Origin of the sequence: Phocaeicola vulgatus ATCC 8482, assembly GCF_000012825.1 — a bacterium.
GTDB classification, from domain to species: domain Bacteria; phylum Bacteroidota; class Bacteroidia; order Bacteroidales; family Bacteroidaceae; genus Phocaeicola; species Phocaeicola vulgatus.
Genome location: NC_009614.1, coordinates 1 through 19,768 on the forward strand (window position 1 = coordinate 1; position 19,768 = coordinate 19,768).

Genomic DNA, 19,768 nt, shown 5'->3' on the forward strand with positions numbered 1-19,768 from the left:
ATGTTTCATATGATTGAAAACGATCACGTCGTTTTATGGGGTCGTTGCCTGAACCTTATCAGAGACAACGTACCAGAAACGACCTTTAAAACGTGGTTTGAGCCTATCGTACCGCTTAAATATGAGGACAAGGCACTGACAATTGGCGTCCCCAGCCCATTCTTCTATGAATTTCTAGAAGAAAAGTTTGTGGACTTGCTGCGCGCTGCCCTATATAAAGAAATTGGGGAAGGAACGCAGCTTATGTATTGTATCTTGACCGATAAGACCAACCATATAACTGTTAACATGGAGGGAAGCAAACGCTCTTCAGCACTACCCACACAAACAGTTATACGAGATGGTAACAAGGCACCTAATCCAATGCAGGCACCGGCTCCGCAGGATTTAGACCCACATTTGAATCCAAATTACAATTTTGAGAATTTCATAAAAGGAAATAGTAATGAGTTCTCACGTACAGTAGGAGAAACTGTAGCTAAAAATCCGGCAAAAACATTCAACCCTTTGTTTTTGTATGGACCATCCGGTGTGGGCAAAACTCACTTGACTAATGCTATTGGTACCCGCATCAAGGAATTATATCCTGAAAAAAGAGTATTGTACGTATCAGCACATCTGTTTCAGGTGCAATACACTGACTCTGTTCGTACCAATCATTTCAATGATTTCATTAGTTTTTATCAAACCATAGACGTTTTGATTATTGATGATATTCAAGAATTCGCCGGAGTAACCAAAACCCAGAACACATTCTTCCACATCTTTAACCATCTGCACCAGAACGGTAAGCAACTTATTCTGACTTCTGACCGTGCGCCGGTAATGCTACAAGGTATGGAAGAACGCCTTCTGACCCGCTTTAAATGGGGCTTAGTGGCCGAATTGGAAAAGCCGGACGTAGAATTGAGAAAGAATATCTTACGTAATAAAATACGTCGTGACGGTTTGAATATACCGGAAACAGTAATTAATTATATTGCTGAAAACGTAAATGAAAGTGTACGTGAATTAGAGGGCATCATTAATTCACTTTTGGCACAATCCATTATTTTCAAGCGTGATGTCGATTTGGATTTGGCTGAAAGAATTGTACGAAAAGCTGTACGCTGTTGCGAGAGCAAGCCTGTCACAGTAGAAGATATCATACAGAAAGTATGCAGCCATTACGAGATAGAAGAATCTGCCATCCATACTAAAACAAGAAAAAGAGAAGTGGTACAAGTACGTCAGGTAGCTATGTATCTGGCCAAAAAACATACAGACTCCTCTTCTTCCAAAATTGGTAAATTAATAGGTAATAAAGATCATGCAACCGTATTGCACGCTTGCAAAATAGTAAAAGACCAAGTAGAGGTTGACAAAGCATTTAAAGCGGATATTGAGGAAATTGAAGCTTCTCTCAAAAGGAAATAGAATAAAACCACAGAGGTGCGCAAAGGGCATTTTCTTTATTTCCCTCTGCGCACCTCTGTTTTAAGATTGATAGTTCCCGGCAATTCACTTCTCAAAACCCTGTTTCTTCAAGGTTTCTTTCAAAGTTACAGACATACATTCATTATCCGACTTCTTGTATCTGACCTCAGTAAATACCTGAGCCAGTGTTTCCTTATGATTTTCTTTAATAAACTGATGATTTTCCGGAAGTGACTCTTTATATCTATAAATACGATCAATATCCTCTTTGGTATAATCATGATACAATTCTTCATGCAAAATACCCTCTATAGGAAGACGATCGACTTGTGGAGGGCATTCATCCGGATATCCTACTGTAATAGTAGCCACCGGCATAACCAATTCCGGCAACTGAAGGATATCAATAATTTGATCAGGATTATAAATCGTTGTTCCCAAAAAACAAATACCTAATCCATTTTCCTCAGCCAATGTACAAAAGTTCTGAGCCACAAGCAATGCATCCGTAGCAGCATTCAAAAAAGAAATGGGATTGTCATAACCCGGTACCGCCTTACGCTCTCTGCACCATTTACTAAAACGGTTAAAATCCGCACAAAAAGTCAGTACAACCGGAGCACCTGTTACCATCGGTTGATTAAAATGGGCAGGTGCCAATCTCTCTTTCATCTGCTTGTCACGAGTCACAATCACACTATATAATTGCATATTACCCATTGTAGAAGCACGGAACGCCTTTTCAAGCAAATCATTTAACAAAGAAGCAGAAATATCTTCCTGCTTATATTTACGGATCGTCCGTCTATTATTTATCGATTCCATATATATTTTTCTTGCAAAGATAAAAAAAGAAAAGAGTAACAATGCATTTTTTGCAAAATATTATATGCTAAGAATCTGGCCTTTTCAACTAGTCAATCACTCATCCCCTCCATCAAAATTTTCAAAACAGAAAACTTCTACAAATAAGCAAGCATATATATCTTTTGATAATCAATAAATTAACAAATATTCTTGGATAACTTTCAATTTGTTGAAAACTTATCTGCTTTTTATTTTGTTAATTGAAAAAACATATATAGCTTTGCCGAAACTTTTATTATAATGAGTTGTAACTTCTACACTAAAACAACTTATTGATATTACAGTAAATCTAAAAATAAAAGTGGAAAGACAAACGTACACCTATGACGAAGCTTTTGAAGCATCTTTACAATACTTCAAAGGTGATGAACTTGCTGCAAGGGTTTGGGTAAACAAATATGCAGTAAAAGATTCTTTCGGGAACATTTTCGAAAAGTCTCCCGAAGATATGCATTGGCGCATTGCAAATGAAGTAGCCCGCATTGAAGCTAAATATAAGAACGGGTTAAACGCACAGCAGCTTTACGAATTATTGGATCACTTTAAATACATTGTTCCGCAAGGTAGCCCTATGACAGGTATCGGGAACGACTTTCAAGTGGCTTCCTTATCAAACTGCTTTGTCATTGGAATTGATGGAGCAGCCGACTCATACGGAGGTATAATCCGCATTGATGAAGAACAAGTACAATTAATGAAACGTCGTGGTGGCGTAGGACATGATTTATCTCATATACGACCAAAAGGTTCTCCGGTTAAAAATTCAGCACTGACTTCCACCGGACTGGTGCCCTTCATGGAACGTTATTCCAATTCAACACGTGAAGTAGCGCAAGACGGACGTCGTGGTGCTTTAATGTTAAGCGTATCCATCAAGCATCCAGATTCAGAAGCATTTATTGATGCCAAAATGACCGAAGGCAAAGTAACCGGTGCTAATGTATCCGTGAAACTAGATGATGCATTTATGCAGGCAGCTGTAAATGGCACTCCTTACAAACAACAATACCCGGTAGATTCCGATCAACCTGTTTTCACGAAAGACATTGATGCATCTGCGTTATGGAAAAAGATTGTCCATAACGCATGGAAGTCTGCTGAACCCGGTGTATTATTTTGGGACACCATCATCCGTGAATCCGTACCAGACTGTTATGCCGATTTAGGATATCGTACTGTTTCTACCAATCCTTGTGGTGAAATACCCCTGTGTCCCTACGATTCTTGTCGCTTATTAGCTATCAACTTATACTCATACGTAGTAAACCCTTATACAAAGGAGGCTTACTTTGATTTCGACTTATTCAAAAAGCATGTGGCATTGGCCCAGCGCATTATGGATGACATCATTGACTTGGAATTGGAAAAAATCGAGAAAATCATAGCTAAAATCGATTCCGATCCCGAAAGTGAGGAAGTAAAAGAAGCAGAGAAACATTTATGGGAAAAAATTTATAAAAAGAGCGGACAGGGAAGACGTACAGGCGTAGGTATCACAGCTGAAGGGGATATGCTTGCCGCTATGGGGTTACGCTACGGAACAGAAGAAGCAACAGAGTTTTCTGAACAAGTACATAAAACAATCGCTCTGGAAGCCTATCGTTCATCTGTTAACATGGCAAAAGAACGTGGAGCATTCGCTATCTATGACAGTGAACGAGAAAAAAACAATCCGTTCATCAACCGCTTAAAAGAAGCTGATCCAGAATTATATGAGGAGATGAAAAAATACGGACGACGTAATATCGCCTGCCTGACCATAGCTCCCACCGGAACTACCAGCCTAATGACCCAAACTACTTCCGGCATAGAGCCGGTGTTTATGCCGGTGTATAAACGTAGAAGAAAAGTCAATCCGAATGATCCTCAGACACACGTAGATTTTGTAGATGAAACAGGAGATGCATTTGAGGAATATATTGTATTCCACCATAAATTTGTGGAATGGATGACAGTAAACGGTTACGATCCCACCAAGCGTTATACACAAGAAGAAATTGACAAATTGGTAGAAAAGTCACCTTATTATAAAGCCACATCAAATGATGTAGACTGGCTGATGAAAGTAAAAATGCAAGGACGTATCCAAAAATGGGTTGACCATTCAATCAGCGTAACTATCAATTTGCCCAATGACGTAGATGAAGCATTGGTAAACCGCTTGTATGTAGAGGCATGGCGTTCAGGATGCAAAGGATGTACCGTTTATCGTGATGGCTCCCGCTCCGGAGTTTTACTTTCTACCCAAAAGGACAAGAAAGACAAAAAAGAAGAACTTCCCCCTTGCAAACCACCTACGGTAGTAGAAGTGCGCCCCAAAGTACTGGAAGCGGAAGTAGTACGTTTCCAAAACAACAAAGAAAAATGGGTTGCATTTGTAGGCTTGTTGGATGGACATCCATACGAAATCTTTACCGGTCTGCAAGATGATGAAGAAGGTATTTCATTGCCCAAATCGGTCACTACCGGACGCATCATCAAAAACATTGATGAAGAAGGCAACAAACGATATGATTTCCAGTTTGAAAACAAACGTGGATACAAAACAACCATTGAAGGTTTGTCTGAAAAGTTCAACAAAGAATATTGGAACTATGCTAAATTGATTTCGGGTGTACTTCGTTGGAGAATGCCTATTGATCGTGTTATCAAACTGGTAGATTCTCTGCAACTTGACAGTGAAAACATTAACACATGGAAAAATGGTGTAGAACGAGCACTGAAAAAATATGTAACAGATGGTACTAGTGCCGAAGGACAAAAATGTCCCAATTGCGGAAATGAAACTCTCGTATATCAAGAAGGATGCTTGATCTGCAAGACTTGTGGCACATCGAGATGTGGATAATGGTTTATTATATAATGTAACAACACAAAGGAAAAGCTCCTTCATGACTTTCGTGAAGGAGCTTTTTTATATAAACAAAATAAATCCCTTTTCTATCTTACCCCTACAATACGATGAAACCGTTCCACAATACGCCTTCCTAAATCCATACGCGTACTATCTACTTTATGAATGGCAGCAGGAGTCACATCATCTTTATATTTGGCTTTACCTACACGTATTTTCATCTTATCCAGATTACCGGAAATATTCACTCCAGCCTTAAAAGGCAAAGGCGATTTCAAAATGGATATATGATATTTAAAATTCATATCCAGTCCTTGCTCTCCCCCTATAGCAGCTTTATAACGATCTATAGACACTTGAAATGGATAAACAAGAACACTACCGTCATTAACAACTACATTAACCGAAATACTATCAAATACATTCTTCTTTTTATTTTTAAACATCAACATCTTTGAAATTTCGGCAAAGGTCTCACCATCCATCAACACCAAACTGTCCCCTTTTATATACATGGCCGAACGCAAAGTAGGTATACGAATATTCATATTTGAATCCAGACGTGCCTCTGCAGCCACATCAAACTGAACCCTTCCTTCAAAAGATCTCAACATAGGTACAATGGTATCCATTGAAGGTATAAAATCTACCAGCTTAGCTATATTTATATCCCTAATTTTAAAGTCAAAGCCTGTATATCCTCCTCTGACTGAATCCGCACGATATACCATAACCGCCTTCATATCAGCATCCAATGCACGCATTTCCAAATTTCTTAAATATAATGTACGATTTTTCAAATCTACCTTTCCACACACATCTTCAAATTCCACCTTTCCAAACACTACTTTTTTCAAATCTGTCTGTAATTCAAAATCCAAATTACCCGGTAACACAAACAACTTCATTTCTGTTGGAGACACTGTGTCTGTCACCGCCACAGATACTGAATCTTCAGATAAAGAGAATGAATTTATCAATTGATTACAATCAATCATCTCAGAAGAGATTGCTAAACGCGCTTTTAAAGTTTCATTTTTAGTCATCGCACGATATAATCCCATTACCTCACCGGTAGCAACCATATCTGAATGCCCTATTTTCAAAGAGGCATTTCTTAATGTTATTTTCGGACCATCTACTGTTACAGCTGTCTTACGTACTCGTAAAGGTAAACCAAATTCAGGAGTATGTACCAACAACCTATCAAAACCAACAATTCCCCGAGGTATCCATAACGAATCATTTTTCTTTTCCAATTTCGCCTTAATACCTGCCACGCCTAACGCCAACTTCGTTTCATTGGCATTAAAGAAAAGAGAATCCGTACGCATGGAAAAGCTAATCATCGGCATCGCCGAATTTTGTTCCTTCGGAGCAAGTTCGCCAGTTCCAGTAGTCTTGCCACTATATATTTTAAGCGAATCTCCTATATTCGCACGCAATTTATTCATTTCCAATTCACATTGCAAAGTGACAATCTTTGTGGTATCTTGAGGATTGGTTGAAACAACCTTCGCTTTCATCCGATCTATCTCTGAAACAAATTTCCTACTATTCAATATTATTTCTCTGATATCCAATTCGGCCTGCAAAGTTTCACTATCACTGAATTTTAAATCGGCATTACCTAAAAAATTAAAATCTTTAGCAGTGTCTTTTAACTCAAAATCCTTTAAAGCCAATCTTCCCCCTAACCTGATACGTCCAATATCCTGCTTTTTCAAAGAAGAAAGACGACATTTTAAATTTAAACCCGCATCTAATTTACCACGGATGGTTACATTTTCCTGCAAAGGGAAAGTTTTAGCTAAAGCATCCAAGTCAACTGTAGATTCAGTATGAAGCGTTATAAGTGGATCTACCAATAAATCCTCCACTTTGGCATCTGCTAGAATCTTGGTATGTGCTCCCTCAAAATGAAGAATTTTCAAGTTCAAAAATGAAGGATTGCGACGCATCAAATCAATATACGATTCAAAATCAGCCGTAAAATTATCAATACCATAAGGAAGTCCTTCATATCGGGCGGATGCATCATTAATCTTTATATTCAATGATACCGCCGGAAGCTGTTTGTTTCCATAATTACCTTCCAATGTTCCATCAACCTTAACCTCACCTTTTGCCGAAATTTGTCCACGTTTCACATAAGCCTCGGGAATCATATTCATGACTGTTTCCATGGAAGGTGCATGTAGTCCATATTTCAAGTTCACACCCACCATCTTGGTAACTGTATCACGTTTTAATTCACCGTTTACATCCAGCCGGATACCATTTATAGTCAATCCTGTATTTTTCAATGTCCACAATGCCGTAGACCTGTCTATCTCAATATCAGTCTGCAAGGAAGCCGCTACCTTATTAATCAATAATTCACCTTGCTGCCAAAAAAGAATATTTTTATTTTCAAATTCTACTCCCAATGAAGAAATTCCTTTTGTCAACGCCAGCTTTAGGCGCAAATCAACATCATCTATACGTGAATAAACCTCTGTATTACGATCATCAAAAATCAAATTGGCATGTTCTAACTCAACCTGACGGATATCTATCTCGCTATCAAATTTATTTTGTGAAATTGTATCTTTTTCCACAGCCAATGTATCCGAGGAAGTTTTCACTATCTCCCAATTCGCCTTACCTGTTTTATTTCGATAAGCATAAACAGCAACATTTTTCAAAGACAAATTATAGACACTGATCTTATTTTTCAAAAAATAATCCAAGGGATTCACTGTCAACACACATTCTTTAAACGCCAATAAAGAATCGGTCTTTTGTGGAAGACTATCATTCAATACTTTAGAAACCAAGAAACCTTCGTCAACTTTTAACCCAAATTGAGGAAAGGTAGAAAAGAAAGTCAATTCTACACTTTCTACCTTCAAATCAGCATCCAGTGAACGATTAGCAACATTCAACACTATCGGAGTTAATTTATCTGGTGTAAATACATAGTTAATCACAAAAGCCACTACCACAAACCCAGTAAGCAGCAAGGCTCCCACTGTAATGGCACTTACCCTTATTAATTTACGAATTCTTCTTTCCATATTATGCAAAATTAATGAAAACACCCATGCCATCAACTTTATTTCGTGTTAATACTATAAAATAGACCAATAAAACAGATAAAAAAGAAAACAAGAACAATGATTTTTAATTTTGAGATATGAAGCGAAAGTTCTACTTTTGTTTCTCAAACTGAAAAAATATGAAAGCAACATCTATGTATATTTATCTGGAAGGTGCCAGGTTTTTCGCTCACCACGGAGTCGATCCACAAGAAACAATAGTAGGAGCTAATTTTATAATTGATTTAAGACTAAGAACCGATTTCACCCATGCAGCACAAACTGACGAACTGAAAGGCACCGTAAGTTATGCTGATATATATGCAGTCGTCAAAAAAGAGATGAAAACTCCATCCAAACTTTTAGAGCATGTCTGTGAACGCATAGGGCAAAGACTGTTTAATGATTTTCCAACTATTCAGGAAATAATCATCCGGTTGTCAAAAGAAAATCCGCCTATGGGCAGTGATTGCAGAAATGTTGGAGTAGAAGTACATTATACACGATGAAAAAAATTATCTGACAAACATCCAGTCATTTAATTAAGTTCACCCTATTACATGCCCTCCTCTTAAAAACGTAAATATGCTATCGTGCAAATAACAACACAAACCAATAATAATGAATATACAGACCATGTTCATGACCCTACTTATTAAAATAAAGAAAGTTGTTTTCTTCCTTCAGAATGATAAAATTTCATGGTAGCACTGATTCCTAATGTTTCTATTCTGCGATAAAAAACCTCATTCAAATAGGGAGCATTAGGAGAAATGCATTCAGAACGGTCTTCAAAATAAGTTTGATATCGCTTGGCCATCTTTGGAAAAATCCGCTCTACCTTATCATAAAAATAATCACGGGAGCCCCGTCTTAAAGTTACCCCGAACAAAGGAAGCACATAGGACGCTCCTGCTTCGGCAGCCTTCTCTACTATTTCCTCAATATCTTCTATAGAATCGTTTATAAAAGGCAAAACAGGCATCAATGCCACTCCTGTATATATACCCCGATCGGACAATATCTTCATCGCCTTAAAACGCTCGGAAGATGCCGGTGCATTAGGCTCCAGTTTGCGCGCCATCTCGTCATCCGCTGTAGTGATAGTAAAACTAACGGCAGCATAAGTGCGCCCTATATCCTGCAATACATCGGCATCACGAGTCACAAGACTACTCTTTGTTATCACATGAACAGGAAAACGATGTTTGGCAATAATTTCCAACGCACCTCCAGTCAGCTTCATCTGTTTTTCCAACGGCATATAAGGATCATTCATTGAACCTGTGCCAATGGTTGCTTTTCCACGTTTCGTTCCCAGTTCATGATCCAGTAATTCCAAAGCATTCTTCTTTACAGAGATATGAGAAATATCACCAACACCATAGCAAGAACTACGTGTATCACAATAAATGCAACCATGTTGGCACCCTCTATACAAGTTCATGTTATAAGCAATTCCCCAATAATTATCTTTACTTTTCAAACGTGACAGAATAGACTTTGTTTCAATAGATTTTACCTCATGAACATTCATTTTACAGCTCCTTTTCTTTTTTGATCAAATTTCATCAAACAAAGATACAGGAATAATGCTATAAAAAGAAATATAAAGAGAAGCAATTTAAAAAAGTTTCAACTGGGAAAAATGTTTTTTGCCCAACAAATAATATTTCATAACAATGCTAAAATGAGTCCGTTCCGGAATTATCTCATCTGTAGACTTCATCATATTTTCTATACGAGAAGCGGCAAAAGAATATCTTATATCCTCAAATTCTCTCCGCGCCTGCATTACAGCACGCGCATTCGCTCTATCCTTTTTCAGATAAAAAACAAGGGCAGCCACTCTATCCAGTATACCACGTATAAAAAGTACATGTTCCAATTCCTTATCCGGCAAATTCTTATAAAGCATCAACAGATTATTTCTGAAATTCAAAAAAGTCTTTCTCGGATTCTCTTTTTTCAACGTAGCCCCTCCTACATGATATACCACACTTTGCGGAATACAGACAAGCTTTTTTCCCCTACTGCGCAAACGCCAGCACAGGTCAATTTCTTCCATGTGGGCAAAAAAATGACCATCCAAACCTCCAACTTCACGATAATCAGCCAACCGGATAAAAAGAGCAGCTCCTGTAACCCACATCACCTCCGTTATCGTATCATATTGTCCGCAATCCTTCTCAACAACATCAAAAATACGTCCTCTGCAAAAAGGATATCCATACCGGTCGATAAATCCCCCCGACGCTCCGGCATATTCAAAATATTCCTTATTATGCCAACTTAATAATTTAGGTTGGCAGGCAACTGTTCCGGAATGGGTGTCCATATAATCCAGCAAAGGTTCCAACCAATGCGGAGTAACCTCCACATCACTATTCAGTAAAACTACATATTCTGCATCAACTTGCTCCAAAGCCCGGTTATATCCTTCGGCAAAACCATAATTCTGATCCAGCTCAATCAAACGGACTACAGGAAATTCAGAACGAAGCATTTCAAGCGACCCATCAGAGGACGCATTATCAGCCACACATATTTCAATCCCCTCTCCTACTGAATTATCCATAACAGAAGGTATAAACTTACGGAGCATATCCACCCCATTCCAATTCAATATAACAACAGACACCCTTTTCATTTCTTTTCAGACTAATACCAAATGTATGGAATAATTCAGACTAAAACACCCTTCAACGCTGTACCCTCTTCATTAAAGCCTCCCATTCTTACACGAATCAACTGATTATCCAATTGATCATCGTGATCCATCTCCACCCGGATGTAATTATCAGTAAATCCATGCATAGGAGTTCCAGCCTTAGATTTTTCCATTAATACCCAAGCTTCCCTTCCTATATGAGAGGTATAGAACGCCTTTGTCTTCGCATCAGATAAAGCCAACAATCTCTGGCTACGGCGATGCTTCTCCTCAGGACTCACCACATACTCTATTTTCAAGGCCTGCGTACCGGGACGTTCCGAATAACTGAAAACATGTAACTGCGTCACATCAAGCCCTTCAATAAAACGATAAGCATCTTCAAAATATTCCTCTGTTTCACCACGTGTTCCCACAATTACATCCACGCCAATAAACGCATCCGGCATGATTTCCTTAATTTTGCGTATCTTGGAAGCAAACAATGCAGTATCATATCGACGTCTCATCAATTTCAACACATCATCGCTGCCCGACTGCAAAGGAATATGAAAATGCGGCATGAATGCACGTGAACGTGACACATATTCTATTATCTCATCCGTCAGCAAGTTGGGTTCAATAGACGAGATACGATAACGTTCAATCCCTGCCACCTGATCTAAAGCCTTTACCAGATCAAAGAAACTTTCACCGGTTGTCTTCCCGAAGTCTCCAATATTCACCCCGGTAATTACAATTTCCTTCCCTCCTTCAGCTGCAGCCTGCCGCGCCTGTTCCACAATCTCTTCAATACGTCCGTTCCGGCTACGCCCACGAGCAAACGGAATTGTACAATAAGAACAGAAATAATCGCAACCATCCTGCACTTTCAGAAAATAACGAGTGCGGTCACCCCTAGAACACGAAGGTGAAAAACTACGTATGTCTTTTGCAGCTGTCGTAATTGCCTCACCTTGAGGATGCTTTTCCAAATTTCCGAGATAATTCATCAACTCTCCCTTTTGTTCAGCTCCTAAAACAACATCCACCCCTTCTATATTAGCCACCTGGTCAGGTTTTAACTGGGCATAACATCCCGTCACTACTACATAGGCACCCGGATGCTGTTTAACCAAACGATGGATGGCCTGACGGCATTTCTTATCCGCAACCTCGGTTACAGAGCAAGTATTAATAACACAAATATCAGCTTTCTCACCCTTACGTGCTGTACGTATACCTGCTTCTTTCAGTGTTTTACCGATGGTTGAAGTTTCTGAAAAGTTTAATTTGCAGCCTAATGTATAATAAACAGCCGTTTTATCCTGGAAAATTGTCGTATCAATCATACCTTTTTATCTAATTAGCGAGCAAAGGTACATATTATTCTGCTTAAATTCTTTAGAATACCAATAATTATGCTTATTTTTGCACATTACATCAAAAATTGTGCAATGATAAAAGAAAACTTTATCAAGCTATATGAGAATAGCTTCAAAGAAAACTGGGATCTTCCCTGTTACACAGATTATGGTGAAGATACCACGTTTACATACGGACAAGTAGCGGAAGAAATAGCTAAGATACACTTGTTATTCCAATATTGCAGCCTGCGCCGTGGTGATAAAATATCTATTATAGGTAAGAATACTTCCCGTTGGTGTATCGCTTATTTGGCAACTGTTACATACGGAGCTATTGTAGTTCCTATTCTACAAGACTTCAAGCCGAATGATGTCCATCATATTGTAAATCATTCCGAATCCACATTCCTGTTTACCAGCGATAATATTTGGGAAAATTTGGAAGAAGAAGCATTAAGTGGATTACGCGCTGTATTTTCTCTAACAGATTTCAGATGCCTGCATCAACGTGACGGTGAAACTGTCCAAAAATTCATGAAAAATATGGATGCAGCAATGAAAAAGAATTTCCCCAAAGGCTTCTATAAGGAAAATATCAATTATACAGAACTCTCCAATGAGAAGGTCATGTTACTGAATTATACCTCAGGAACTACTGGATTCAGTAAGGGAGTAATGATTACGGGCAATAATCTGGCAGGAAACGTTACCTTCGGTATCCGTACAGAACTTTTAAAGAAAGGAGAAAAGGTACTTTCCTTCCTTCCCTTGGCCCATGCATACGGATGTGCTTTTGATTTTCTAACCGCTACGGCTGTCGGCACACATGTCACCTTATTAGGCAAGACACCTTCTCCCAAAATATTGATGAAAGCTTTTGAGGAAGTAAAACCCAACCTTATTATTACAGTACCATTAGTTATAGAAAAAATTTATAAGAATGTAATTCAGCCGCTCATCAACAAACGCAGCATGAAATGGGCGCTTAACATACCTTTACTAGACAACCAGATTTATGCACAGATTCGCAAAAAACTGATTGACGCATTAGGCGGACGTTTTAAAGAAGTCATTATCGGTGGAGCTGCCATGAATCCGGAAGTCACCGATTTTTTCCACAAAATAAAATTTCCGTTCACCATCGGTTACGGCATGACCGAATGCGCCCCACTGATCAGTTATGCTCCATGGAATGAATTTATACCTGGTTCTGCCGGAAAGATACTGGATATCATGAAAGTCCGTATCGACTCGGATGATCCTTATAACATAACCGGAGAAATACAGGTATGTGGTGAAAACGTAATGAAAGGTTATTATAAGAATGAAGAAGCTACCCGTGAGGTATTTACTGAAGATGGTTGGTTGAAAACAGGCGATTTAGGTACAATAGATGCTAACGGATTCATTTATATAAGAGGCCGTAGTAAAACCATGATCTTGAGTTCTAATGGACAGAATATTTTTCCTGAAGAGATAGAATCCAAGCTAAATAATATGCCATTCGTTCTAGAAAGTTTAATCATAGAGCGCAACAAGAAACTGGTAGCTTTAGTATATCCTGATTATGAAAGTCTGGACAGTCTGGGACTCAATACCCCCGAAAACCTAAAAACAGTAATGGATGAAAACTTGAAGAATCTGAATAAACTGGTAGGAAACTATGAACAAGTGAGTAAAATACAACTTTATCCCACAGAGTTCGAAAAAACTCCCAAAAAAAGCATCAAGCGATTCTTATATAACAGTATTACCGAAGAATAAATATGTTGTAAAACATGCTACTAATCAGCAAAATAGGTTGTATAACATAAAAAATTAGAAAAAAAGTTGTTCTTTTTGGTACAACGTATTAAAAAAGTGTATACCTTTGCATCGTTTTAAGAAAGCAACATTAGTATTACAGATTTAAAAAGCAAAGAAAATGAAAAAATTAGTATTTTTGTTCGTAGCCTTCGCAGCTGTTTCTTTCGCATCTTGCGGAAACAAAGCTGCTAACAACAACGCAGAAGCAACTGATTCAGTTGCAGTAGTAGAAGAAGCTGCTGTTGTAGAAGAAGTTGTAGCAGATTCAGCTGCTTGTGACTCTACAGCTGCTTGCTGTGACTCTACTAAGGCTGAATAATTCAGTACGAACTCTAGAGAGAATTGAAAGTCTGCCGTGCGAAAGCACAACAGACTTTTTTTATGTTTTTACCTCTCCCTTTCTGCCAGCATTCCATTGCTTTACAATACAAATTATCTACTTTTGTTTCTCGAACCACAAACAAAAGCAGGATATGAAAAAGACAAATCTAAAAGAGAAACTTCAAAACTGGAAGTTGGGAAATTATTTCCGCGAATTATCAATTGTCACTGCCGGAGTATTTATCACTCTTGCCGGAACTGATTTTATAAACAGTGCCTCACAAGAGAAGCAGATAAATAAAAGTATGCAAATGATAAAAATGGAATTAGAAGAGAATTTAAAAAGTATCAATCAGGCCGAAGCCGCATATTTAAATGAAATTAATTTCTTCCGATTGTTAATACAAAAACAGGATTCACTTCAAACCATTAAAGCTTCTATTTTAGAAAACAATGCCAATGCTCCTTTTGCGTATGAAAATTGTGAGTATTCGGAAGATGCGCTAGAAGTACTGAAAAGCTCAGCGCTGATGCAGCAGATACCTGACAAAGAGTTCATTTTAAAACTTTTACAAGCCTATAAAGGATGCAGAAAAATAAATGAAGACAACAAAGACTATTATAAATACAAACAGGACCATATAACTCGCTATTTATCTCACCAAACCAGCAATAATATTCATAAAAATTATAACAGTATTTATGAAGTATGGGCAGCCAGACTACAAGAATATGATATCAAACAACTGATCCTCACTATGCCAAATACTTTTAATGAAAATCCTTTTACCACTCCTCAAAAAGTTATAAAAGAAACGATTGAATTAATAAATCAAACATATTAAAAAGAAAAAGCCCGGCTCTCACGAACCGGGCTTTTTCAGCATCATTATACTTTAAAGTATTTACAGATTTTATTCAGCAACTACTTCGAACGGGATCTCTACAGAAACTTCCTTGTGAAGTTTAACGATAGCTTTGTAAGAACCAACTTCTTTCACTGCATCTTTCACAACGATAATCTTTCTGTCAACCTTGTGACCCAATTTTTCCAATTCCTCAGCAATTTGAATGTTGCTAACAGAACCGAAAATAGTACCTGTGGCACTCACTTTAGTAGCAATAGTCAAGGTTACATCCTTCAACTGTTCTGCCATAGCTTCAGCATCTTTCTTAATCTTTTCCAATTTGTGAGCGCGTTGTTTCAGCTCTTCTGCCAACATTTTCTTAGCTGAAGGTGAAGCAATCACTGCCTTACCAGTCGGAATAAGATAGTTACGACCGTAACCAGACTTCACAGTTACAATATCATTTTTGTAGCCTAAGTTCACTACGTCTTCTTTCAAAATTATTTCCATACTTATTCCTCCTTATTATTTCATCATGTCAGTTACAAATGGAAGTAACGCCAAGTGACGTGCTCTTTTAACAGCCTGCGCAATACGACGTTGGAACTTCAGAGAAGTACCTGTAATACGGCGAGGAAGGATTTTACCCTGTTCGTTCAAGAATTTCTTCAAGAATTCAGGATCTTTGTAATCAATGTACTTAATACCACTTTTTTTGAAACGGCAGTATTTTTTCTTCTTTACGTCTACTGAGGGCGGAGTTAAATATCTGATTTCTGATTGTTGCTGTGCCATGATTAATCCTCCTTTTTAGTTGATTTAACATTTCTTCTCTTAGCAGCATATTCAGCAGCGTATTTATCCATTTTAAAAGTCAAGAAACGGATAACACGTTCGTCACGACGGAAGTTAATTTCCAACTTTTCAATAACCTGCGGTTCTGCTTTGAACTCTATCAACTGATAGAAACCAGTTGATTTCTTTTGGATGGGGTAAGCCAGCTTTTTCAAGCCCCAGTTTTCCTCATTGATAATCTCTGCACCTTCTGCAGTCAGAATACCTTTGAATTTCTCTACCGCTTCCTTCATCTGAACATCAGATAAAACGGGAGTTAAAATGAAAACGGTTTCGTATTGATTCATACTACGTTTATTAAATTATTAAATTAAATTTCAAATGCGAGTGCAAAAGTAGATATTTTATCTTAATCTACAAAGAGTTATCGCAATTTTCTTCAAAAAATATAGTTTCATTTTACAATTAATCTTCCTTTTCATATTTTTTATCTGTGAAAAACAAGTTATATCCGCCAAGAATTGTATATTTGCAAAGTTGTTTAAACAATAATTCCATGATAGAACAATTTAGTTTTGATATCCAATTAATATTTGCCATATTAAATGGCAAAGTATCTGCCGCCATCAACCGGAAACTAAGCCGGAATTTTCGCCAGAATGGTGTAGAAATTACCCCCGAACAGTGGACAGTCCTTCTTTTTCTATGGGAAAAAGATGGTGTCACACAGCAAGAACTATGTAATGCCACTTTTAAAGACAAACCCAGCATGACCCGCTTGATAGACAATATGGAACGCCAGCATTTGGTGGTACGCATCGCCGACAAAAGAGATCGACGCACCAATTTAATTCATTTGACCAAAACCGGCAGAGAATTGGAAGGCAAAGCACGTTTCATCGCAAACAAGACATTGAAAGAAGCACTGCAAGGATTAACATTGGAAGAACTGAAAGTCAGCCAAGATGTATTAAGAAAGGTATTCACCAACATCAAAGACTAAAGTTTTTCAAGGTTTTCATCTTTTTTTCCTAAAATAATTTCCATGATAAGAGAATTATGCTTTAATTTGTACACAAGAATAAATATAATCTATTAATAAAATACACACATGAAAAGCTTACTTAAGAATTTAGGTCTGATACTGATGATCATCGGCGCCGCTATTTTAGTCGGTGTTTTCTTCACCGGAAGTGCAGCAATTAACGACAACGGTGTTTTAGGTGGAAGTGCCGCCCTTATCGTTATAGGTTTAATCGTTTATATTGTATTAAACAAACGCATTGTTGATTAAAGTATAAGAGAACAAAAATAAAAAAGTCCGAAACAAATGTTCCGGACTTTTTTATTTCATCTATTTCACTCAGCCTTATTCTACTTCAGGAGTAATCAGTTTATACCCCTTCCCGTGAATGTTGATAATCTCGATAGAATCATCTTCTTTCAAATGTTTACGCAACTTAGTGATATACACGTCCATGCTTCGTGCATTGAAATAATTATCATCAATCCAAATGGTTTTCAATGCGAAATCACGCTGCAGAATCTCATTAGCATGAGCACAAAGCAAGCCCAATAATTCGGATTCTTTCGTAGTCAGTTTAGTCTGTTTTCCATCGATAGCCAAAATTTGTTTCTGAGTATCGAAAGTAAAACGACCAATCTTGTAGATATTGCTTTCCTTGTTTCTCTTACCACGTACACGACGCAAAATAGCCTCGATACGGAAAGTCAACTCTTCCATACTGAACGGTTTAGTGATATAGTCATCCGCACCAATCTTGAAGCCTTCCAATATATCCTCTTTCAAAGTTTTAGCAGTCAGGAAGATAATAGGAATTTCAGCATTAGCCTGACGGATTTCCTGTGCTAAAGTAAAACCGTCTTTCTTCGGCATCATCACATCCAATACACATAAGTCGTATTTGTTCTTAAGGAAAGCCTTGTAGCCAGCCTCACCATCCGGGCAAAGTTCGGCCGAGTAGCCTTTTGCCTGCAAATATTCTCTCAATAGCATGCCAAGATTCTCATCATCTTCGCATAACAAGATACGCAATTTCTCGTCCATATTATTCATTTTTTAATAAAGGTAATACAATTATAAATTTAGTTCCTACATTCAATTCACTCTCGGCACGTATAGCCCCTTTGTGATCTTGAATTATTTTTTTCACATAAGCCAGTCCCAAACCAAAGCCTTTCACATCGTGTAGGTTACCGGTATGCACACGATAGAATTTATCGAATATCTTCTTCAGGTTTTCTTTCTTAATACCTATTCCATTGTCCTGGATAGAGATATAAAGCTTGCCCGATTCATTCCAAGTACGTACATTCAACAACAATTCGCCTTCCTGTTTTTTATATTTCACTGCATTGTCCAGCAAATTAAAAATAACATTTGTAAAATGCATCTCGTCTACAAATATATCCGGATTTACCGCATCCAGATTCGAAGTGATTTTACCATTGTATTTCTCTACCTTCAACGTGAAAGTATTGACAACACCGGCTATCAAATCATTTGCATTCACCTCTTTCATCTTCAGCGTCGCTTTTTGCTTTTCGAACATAGACATCTGCAACACCTTTTCCACTTGGAAACGCAAACGTTTGGTCTCATCATTTATCACTCCGGATATATGCTGGAACATAGCAGGAGATTTTCCCACTGCCGGATCTTTCAACATCTGGGCCGCCAACGATATGGTAGAGATAGGCGTCTTGAATTCATGTGTCATATTGTTTATGAAATCATTCTTTATCTCGGTCAACTTCTTCTGACGGAAGATGATATAGATAGTAAAGATGAACGTCACAAGCAATACGAATGTGAAGATCAGTGACGGGATCATAAATTTAACAGAACTGAATATGTAACTGTTCAATGTAGGGAAATGAATATTTACTGTCGCCATACGAGCCGGAGGATCATTTTTAAATAAAACCTGCGGATATGTATTCTCACTACCCTCTTTGGTATAATCAGGGCAATGGTAAACTTCCGTCCCGTCACGGTCTGTCACCGTAAAATGATAAGGAATGTCAATGCCATTATTCAGCAATTCCGTCTTTAAAAACAAGTCCAACTGTTTAAAGTTGATTCTTTTGTTCAAAGGTTTGTCACTAGCTGTATACAAAATGTTATAGACCACTTCGTCCAACAATGCACGTTGGTACACATATCTGTCTTTGATTATTTCCTGCAAGGCTCTTGAAGTCTGAGGAATGTTCTTACCAGTCGAAATAATTGCTTTAGGAATATTAGAAGGACGATTCGCACTGAACCTCATCTTCAATTCAAAAGTAGAGTAACCGTTCAATCCGTCGGAAGTAATGGAATACTCATGCGTATGCGCCACCACATCACCACTTCCTTCCCCCTTCTTCTCTTCGGACTGCTCCCTGGACAGCTGTGCTGCTTTTTCCGTAGCAATCGCATCATCCTCAAGATACTTTTTAGTTTCCACCAACTCAATATTCCGACACGCCTGGACCAAGCTGCGCTGAACAGACTCATCAAATTGCCCTTTGCGCATTTTCACCATTTCTTCAATATAGCTTACCTGCAAATACAACAAGCTAAGAAATGATAGCCCCATTACAATACCTAATACCCAAATAGTAGACTTTTTCATGCCAGCAAAATTAAAAGCGTTAAATCTCATCACACAATAGATTAACCAAATTTAAACGGCCATTCTCTATAATTAACCGAAAAAGTCATTTAAGCTAAGATTCTGACTATTATAACAAAATTTACG

The 19,768-nt window shown here is 37.9% G+C and carries 18 protein-coding genes; 8 read left to right on the forward strand and 10 right to left on the reverse strand.

Translation table 11 applies throughout. The annotated features are described in order from the left end of the window. Positions 1-9 precede the first annotated feature (9 nt). A complete protein-coding gene (gene dnaA, locus BVU_RS00005) occupies positions 10-1,416 on the forward strand; it encodes a chromosomal replication initiator protein DnaA (RefSeq protein ID WP_005839492.1) in 1,407 nt (468 codons plus the stop codon). A gap of 84 nt (positions 1,417-1,500) precedes the next feature. Here dnaA and BVU_RS00010 read toward each other — a convergent pair whose 3' ends face one another. Next, a complete protein-coding gene (locus BVU_RS00010) occupies positions 1,501-2,241 on the reverse strand; it encodes an NADPH-dependent oxidoreductase (RefSeq protein ID WP_011964587.1) in 741 nt (246 codons plus the stop codon). Positions 2,242-2,584: 343 nt separating this feature from the next. On the opposite strand from BVU_RS00010, the gene BVU_RS00015 reads away from it, so the two are divergent. Beyond that, positions 2,585-5,131: an adenosylcobalamin-dependent ribonucleoside-diphosphate reductase gene (locus BVU_RS00015; RefSeq protein WP_011964588.1), complete on the forward strand. Its 2,547-nt coding sequence runs from the start codon at positions 2,585-2,587 to the stop codon at positions 5,129-5,131. A 92-nt stretch (positions 5,132-5,223) separates the two neighbouring features. Here the strand turns inward: BVU_RS00015 and BVU_RS00020 are convergent, their stop codons facing one another. After that, the gene (locus BVU_RS00020; protein WP_011964589.1) at positions 5,224-8,196 is read right to left on the reverse strand and encodes an AsmA-like C-terminal region-containing protein; all 2,973 of its coding nucleotides are present in this window, start codon (positions 8,194-8,196) and stop codon (positions 5,224-5,226) included. Positions 8,197-8,357: 161 nt separating this feature from the next. Between BVU_RS00020 and folB the strand changes: the two genes are divergently transcribed. Beyond that, positions 8,358-8,726 carry a dihydroneopterin aldolase gene (gene folB, locus BVU_RS00025; RefSeq protein WP_005851200.1) on the forward strand — a complete coding sequence of 123 codons (369 nt, stop codon included), beginning with the start codon at positions 8,358-8,360 and terminating at the stop codon, positions 8,724-8,726. Between the two features lie 146 nt (positions 8,727-8,872). Here the strand turns inward: folB and BVU_RS00030 are convergent, their stop codons facing one another. The 3 genes from BVU_RS00030 to mtaB form a co-directional block, all read right to left on the reverse strand. Beyond that, positions 8,873-9,754: an SPL family radical SAM protein gene (locus BVU_RS00030; protein WP_005851198.1), complete on the reverse strand. Its 882-nt coding sequence runs from the start codon at positions 9,752-9,754 to the stop codon at positions 8,873-8,875. An 87-nt stretch (positions 9,755-9,841) separates the two neighbouring features. Beyond that, a complete protein-coding gene (locus tag BVU_RS00035) occupies positions 9,842-10,867 on the reverse strand; it encodes a glycosyltransferase family 2 protein (RefSeq protein WP_005851196.1) in 1,026 nt (341 codons plus the stop codon). Between the two features lie 35 nt (positions 10,868-10,902). Further along, positions 10,903-12,219, reverse strand: coding sequence for a tRNA (N(6)-L-threonylcarbamoyladenosine(37)-C(2))-methylthiotransferase MtaB (gene mtaB / locus BVU_RS00040; RefSeq protein ID WP_005845018.1), 1,317 nt, complete (start codon positions 12,217-12,219; stop codon positions 10,903-10,905). Between the two features lie 105 nt (positions 12,220-12,324). Here mtaB and BVU_RS00045 point away from each other — a divergent pair, with 105 nt between their 5' ends. The 3 genes from BVU_RS00045 (at position 12,325) to BVU_RS00055 (ending at position 15,206) form a co-directional block, all read left to right on the forward strand. Then, positions 12,325-13,998: a long-chain fatty acid--CoA ligase gene (locus BVU_RS00045; protein ID WP_005851194.1), complete on the forward strand. Its 1,674-nt coding sequence runs from the start codon at positions 12,325-12,327 to the stop codon at positions 13,996-13,998. Positions 13,999-14,158: 160 nt separating this feature from the next. Next, complete coding sequence (locus BVU_RS00050) at positions 14,159-14,359, forward strand: PG1828 family lipoprotein (protein ID WP_005841181.1); 201 nt, start codon at positions 14,159-14,161, stop codon at positions 14,357-14,359. A gap of 154 nt (positions 14,360-14,513) precedes the next feature. Further along, positions 14,514-15,206 carry a hypothetical protein gene (locus tag BVU_RS00055; protein ID WP_005841180.1) on the forward strand — a complete coding sequence of 231 codons (693 nt, stop codon included), beginning with the start codon at positions 14,514-14,516 and terminating at the stop codon, positions 15,204-15,206. A 69-nt stretch (positions 15,207-15,275) separates the two neighbouring features. Here the strand turns inward: BVU_RS00055 and rplI are convergent, their stop codons facing one another. The 3 genes from rplI to rpsF are packed head-to-tail and all read right to left on the reverse strand — an operon-like array spanning position 15,276 to position 16,351. Next, the gene (rplI, locus tag BVU_RS00060) at positions 15,276-15,719 is read right to left on the reverse strand and encodes a 50S ribosomal protein L9 (protein ID WP_005841179.1); all 444 of its coding nucleotides are present in this window, start codon (positions 15,717-15,719) and stop codon (positions 15,276-15,278) included. Positions 15,720-15,734: 15 nt separating this feature from the next. Beyond that, on the reverse strand, positions 15,735-16,004 hold the full coding sequence (rpsR, locus tag BVU_RS00065; RefSeq protein ID WP_005841178.1) for a 30S ribosomal protein S18: 270 nt from the start codon (positions 16,002-16,004) through the stop codon (positions 15,735-15,737). A gap of 2 nt (positions 16,005-16,006) precedes the next feature. Continuing rightward, positions 16,007-16,351: a 30S ribosomal protein S6 gene (rpsF, locus tag BVU_RS00070; protein ID WP_005841177.1), complete on the reverse strand. Its 345-nt coding sequence runs from the start codon at positions 16,349-16,351 to the stop codon at positions 16,007-16,009. 209 nt (positions 16,352-16,560) lie between these two features. Between rpsF and BVU_RS00075 the strand changes: the two genes are divergently transcribed. Both BVU_RS00075 and BVU_RS00080 read left to right on the forward strand, forming a co-directional pair. Continuing rightward, positions 16,561-17,007 (forward strand): MarR family winged helix-turn-helix transcriptional regulator, encoded by a 447-nt coding sequence (locus BVU_RS00075; RefSeq protein WP_005841174.1) that lies wholly within the window; start codon positions 16,561-16,563, stop codon positions 17,005-17,007. 108 nt (positions 17,008-17,115) lie between these two features. After that, on the forward strand, positions 17,116-17,298 hold the full coding sequence (locus tag BVU_RS00080) for a hypothetical protein (RefSeq protein WP_005851190.1): 183 nt from the start codon (positions 17,116-17,118) through the stop codon (positions 17,296-17,298). 75 nt (positions 17,299-17,373) lie between these two features. Here BVU_RS00080 and BVU_RS00085 read toward each other — a convergent pair whose 3' ends face one another. Next, positions 17,374-18,072, reverse strand: a complete 699-nt coding sequence (locus BVU_RS00085) for a response regulator transcription factor (RefSeq protein WP_005841169.1) — start codon at positions 18,070-18,072, stop codon at positions 17,374-17,376. Between the two features lies 1 nt (position 18,073). After that, positions 18,074-19,642: a sensor histidine kinase gene (locus BVU_RS00090; RefSeq protein ID WP_005841165.1), complete on the reverse strand. Its 1,569-nt coding sequence runs from the start codon at positions 19,640-19,642 to the stop codon at positions 18,074-18,076. Positions 19,643-19,768: the final 126 nt, after the last annotated feature.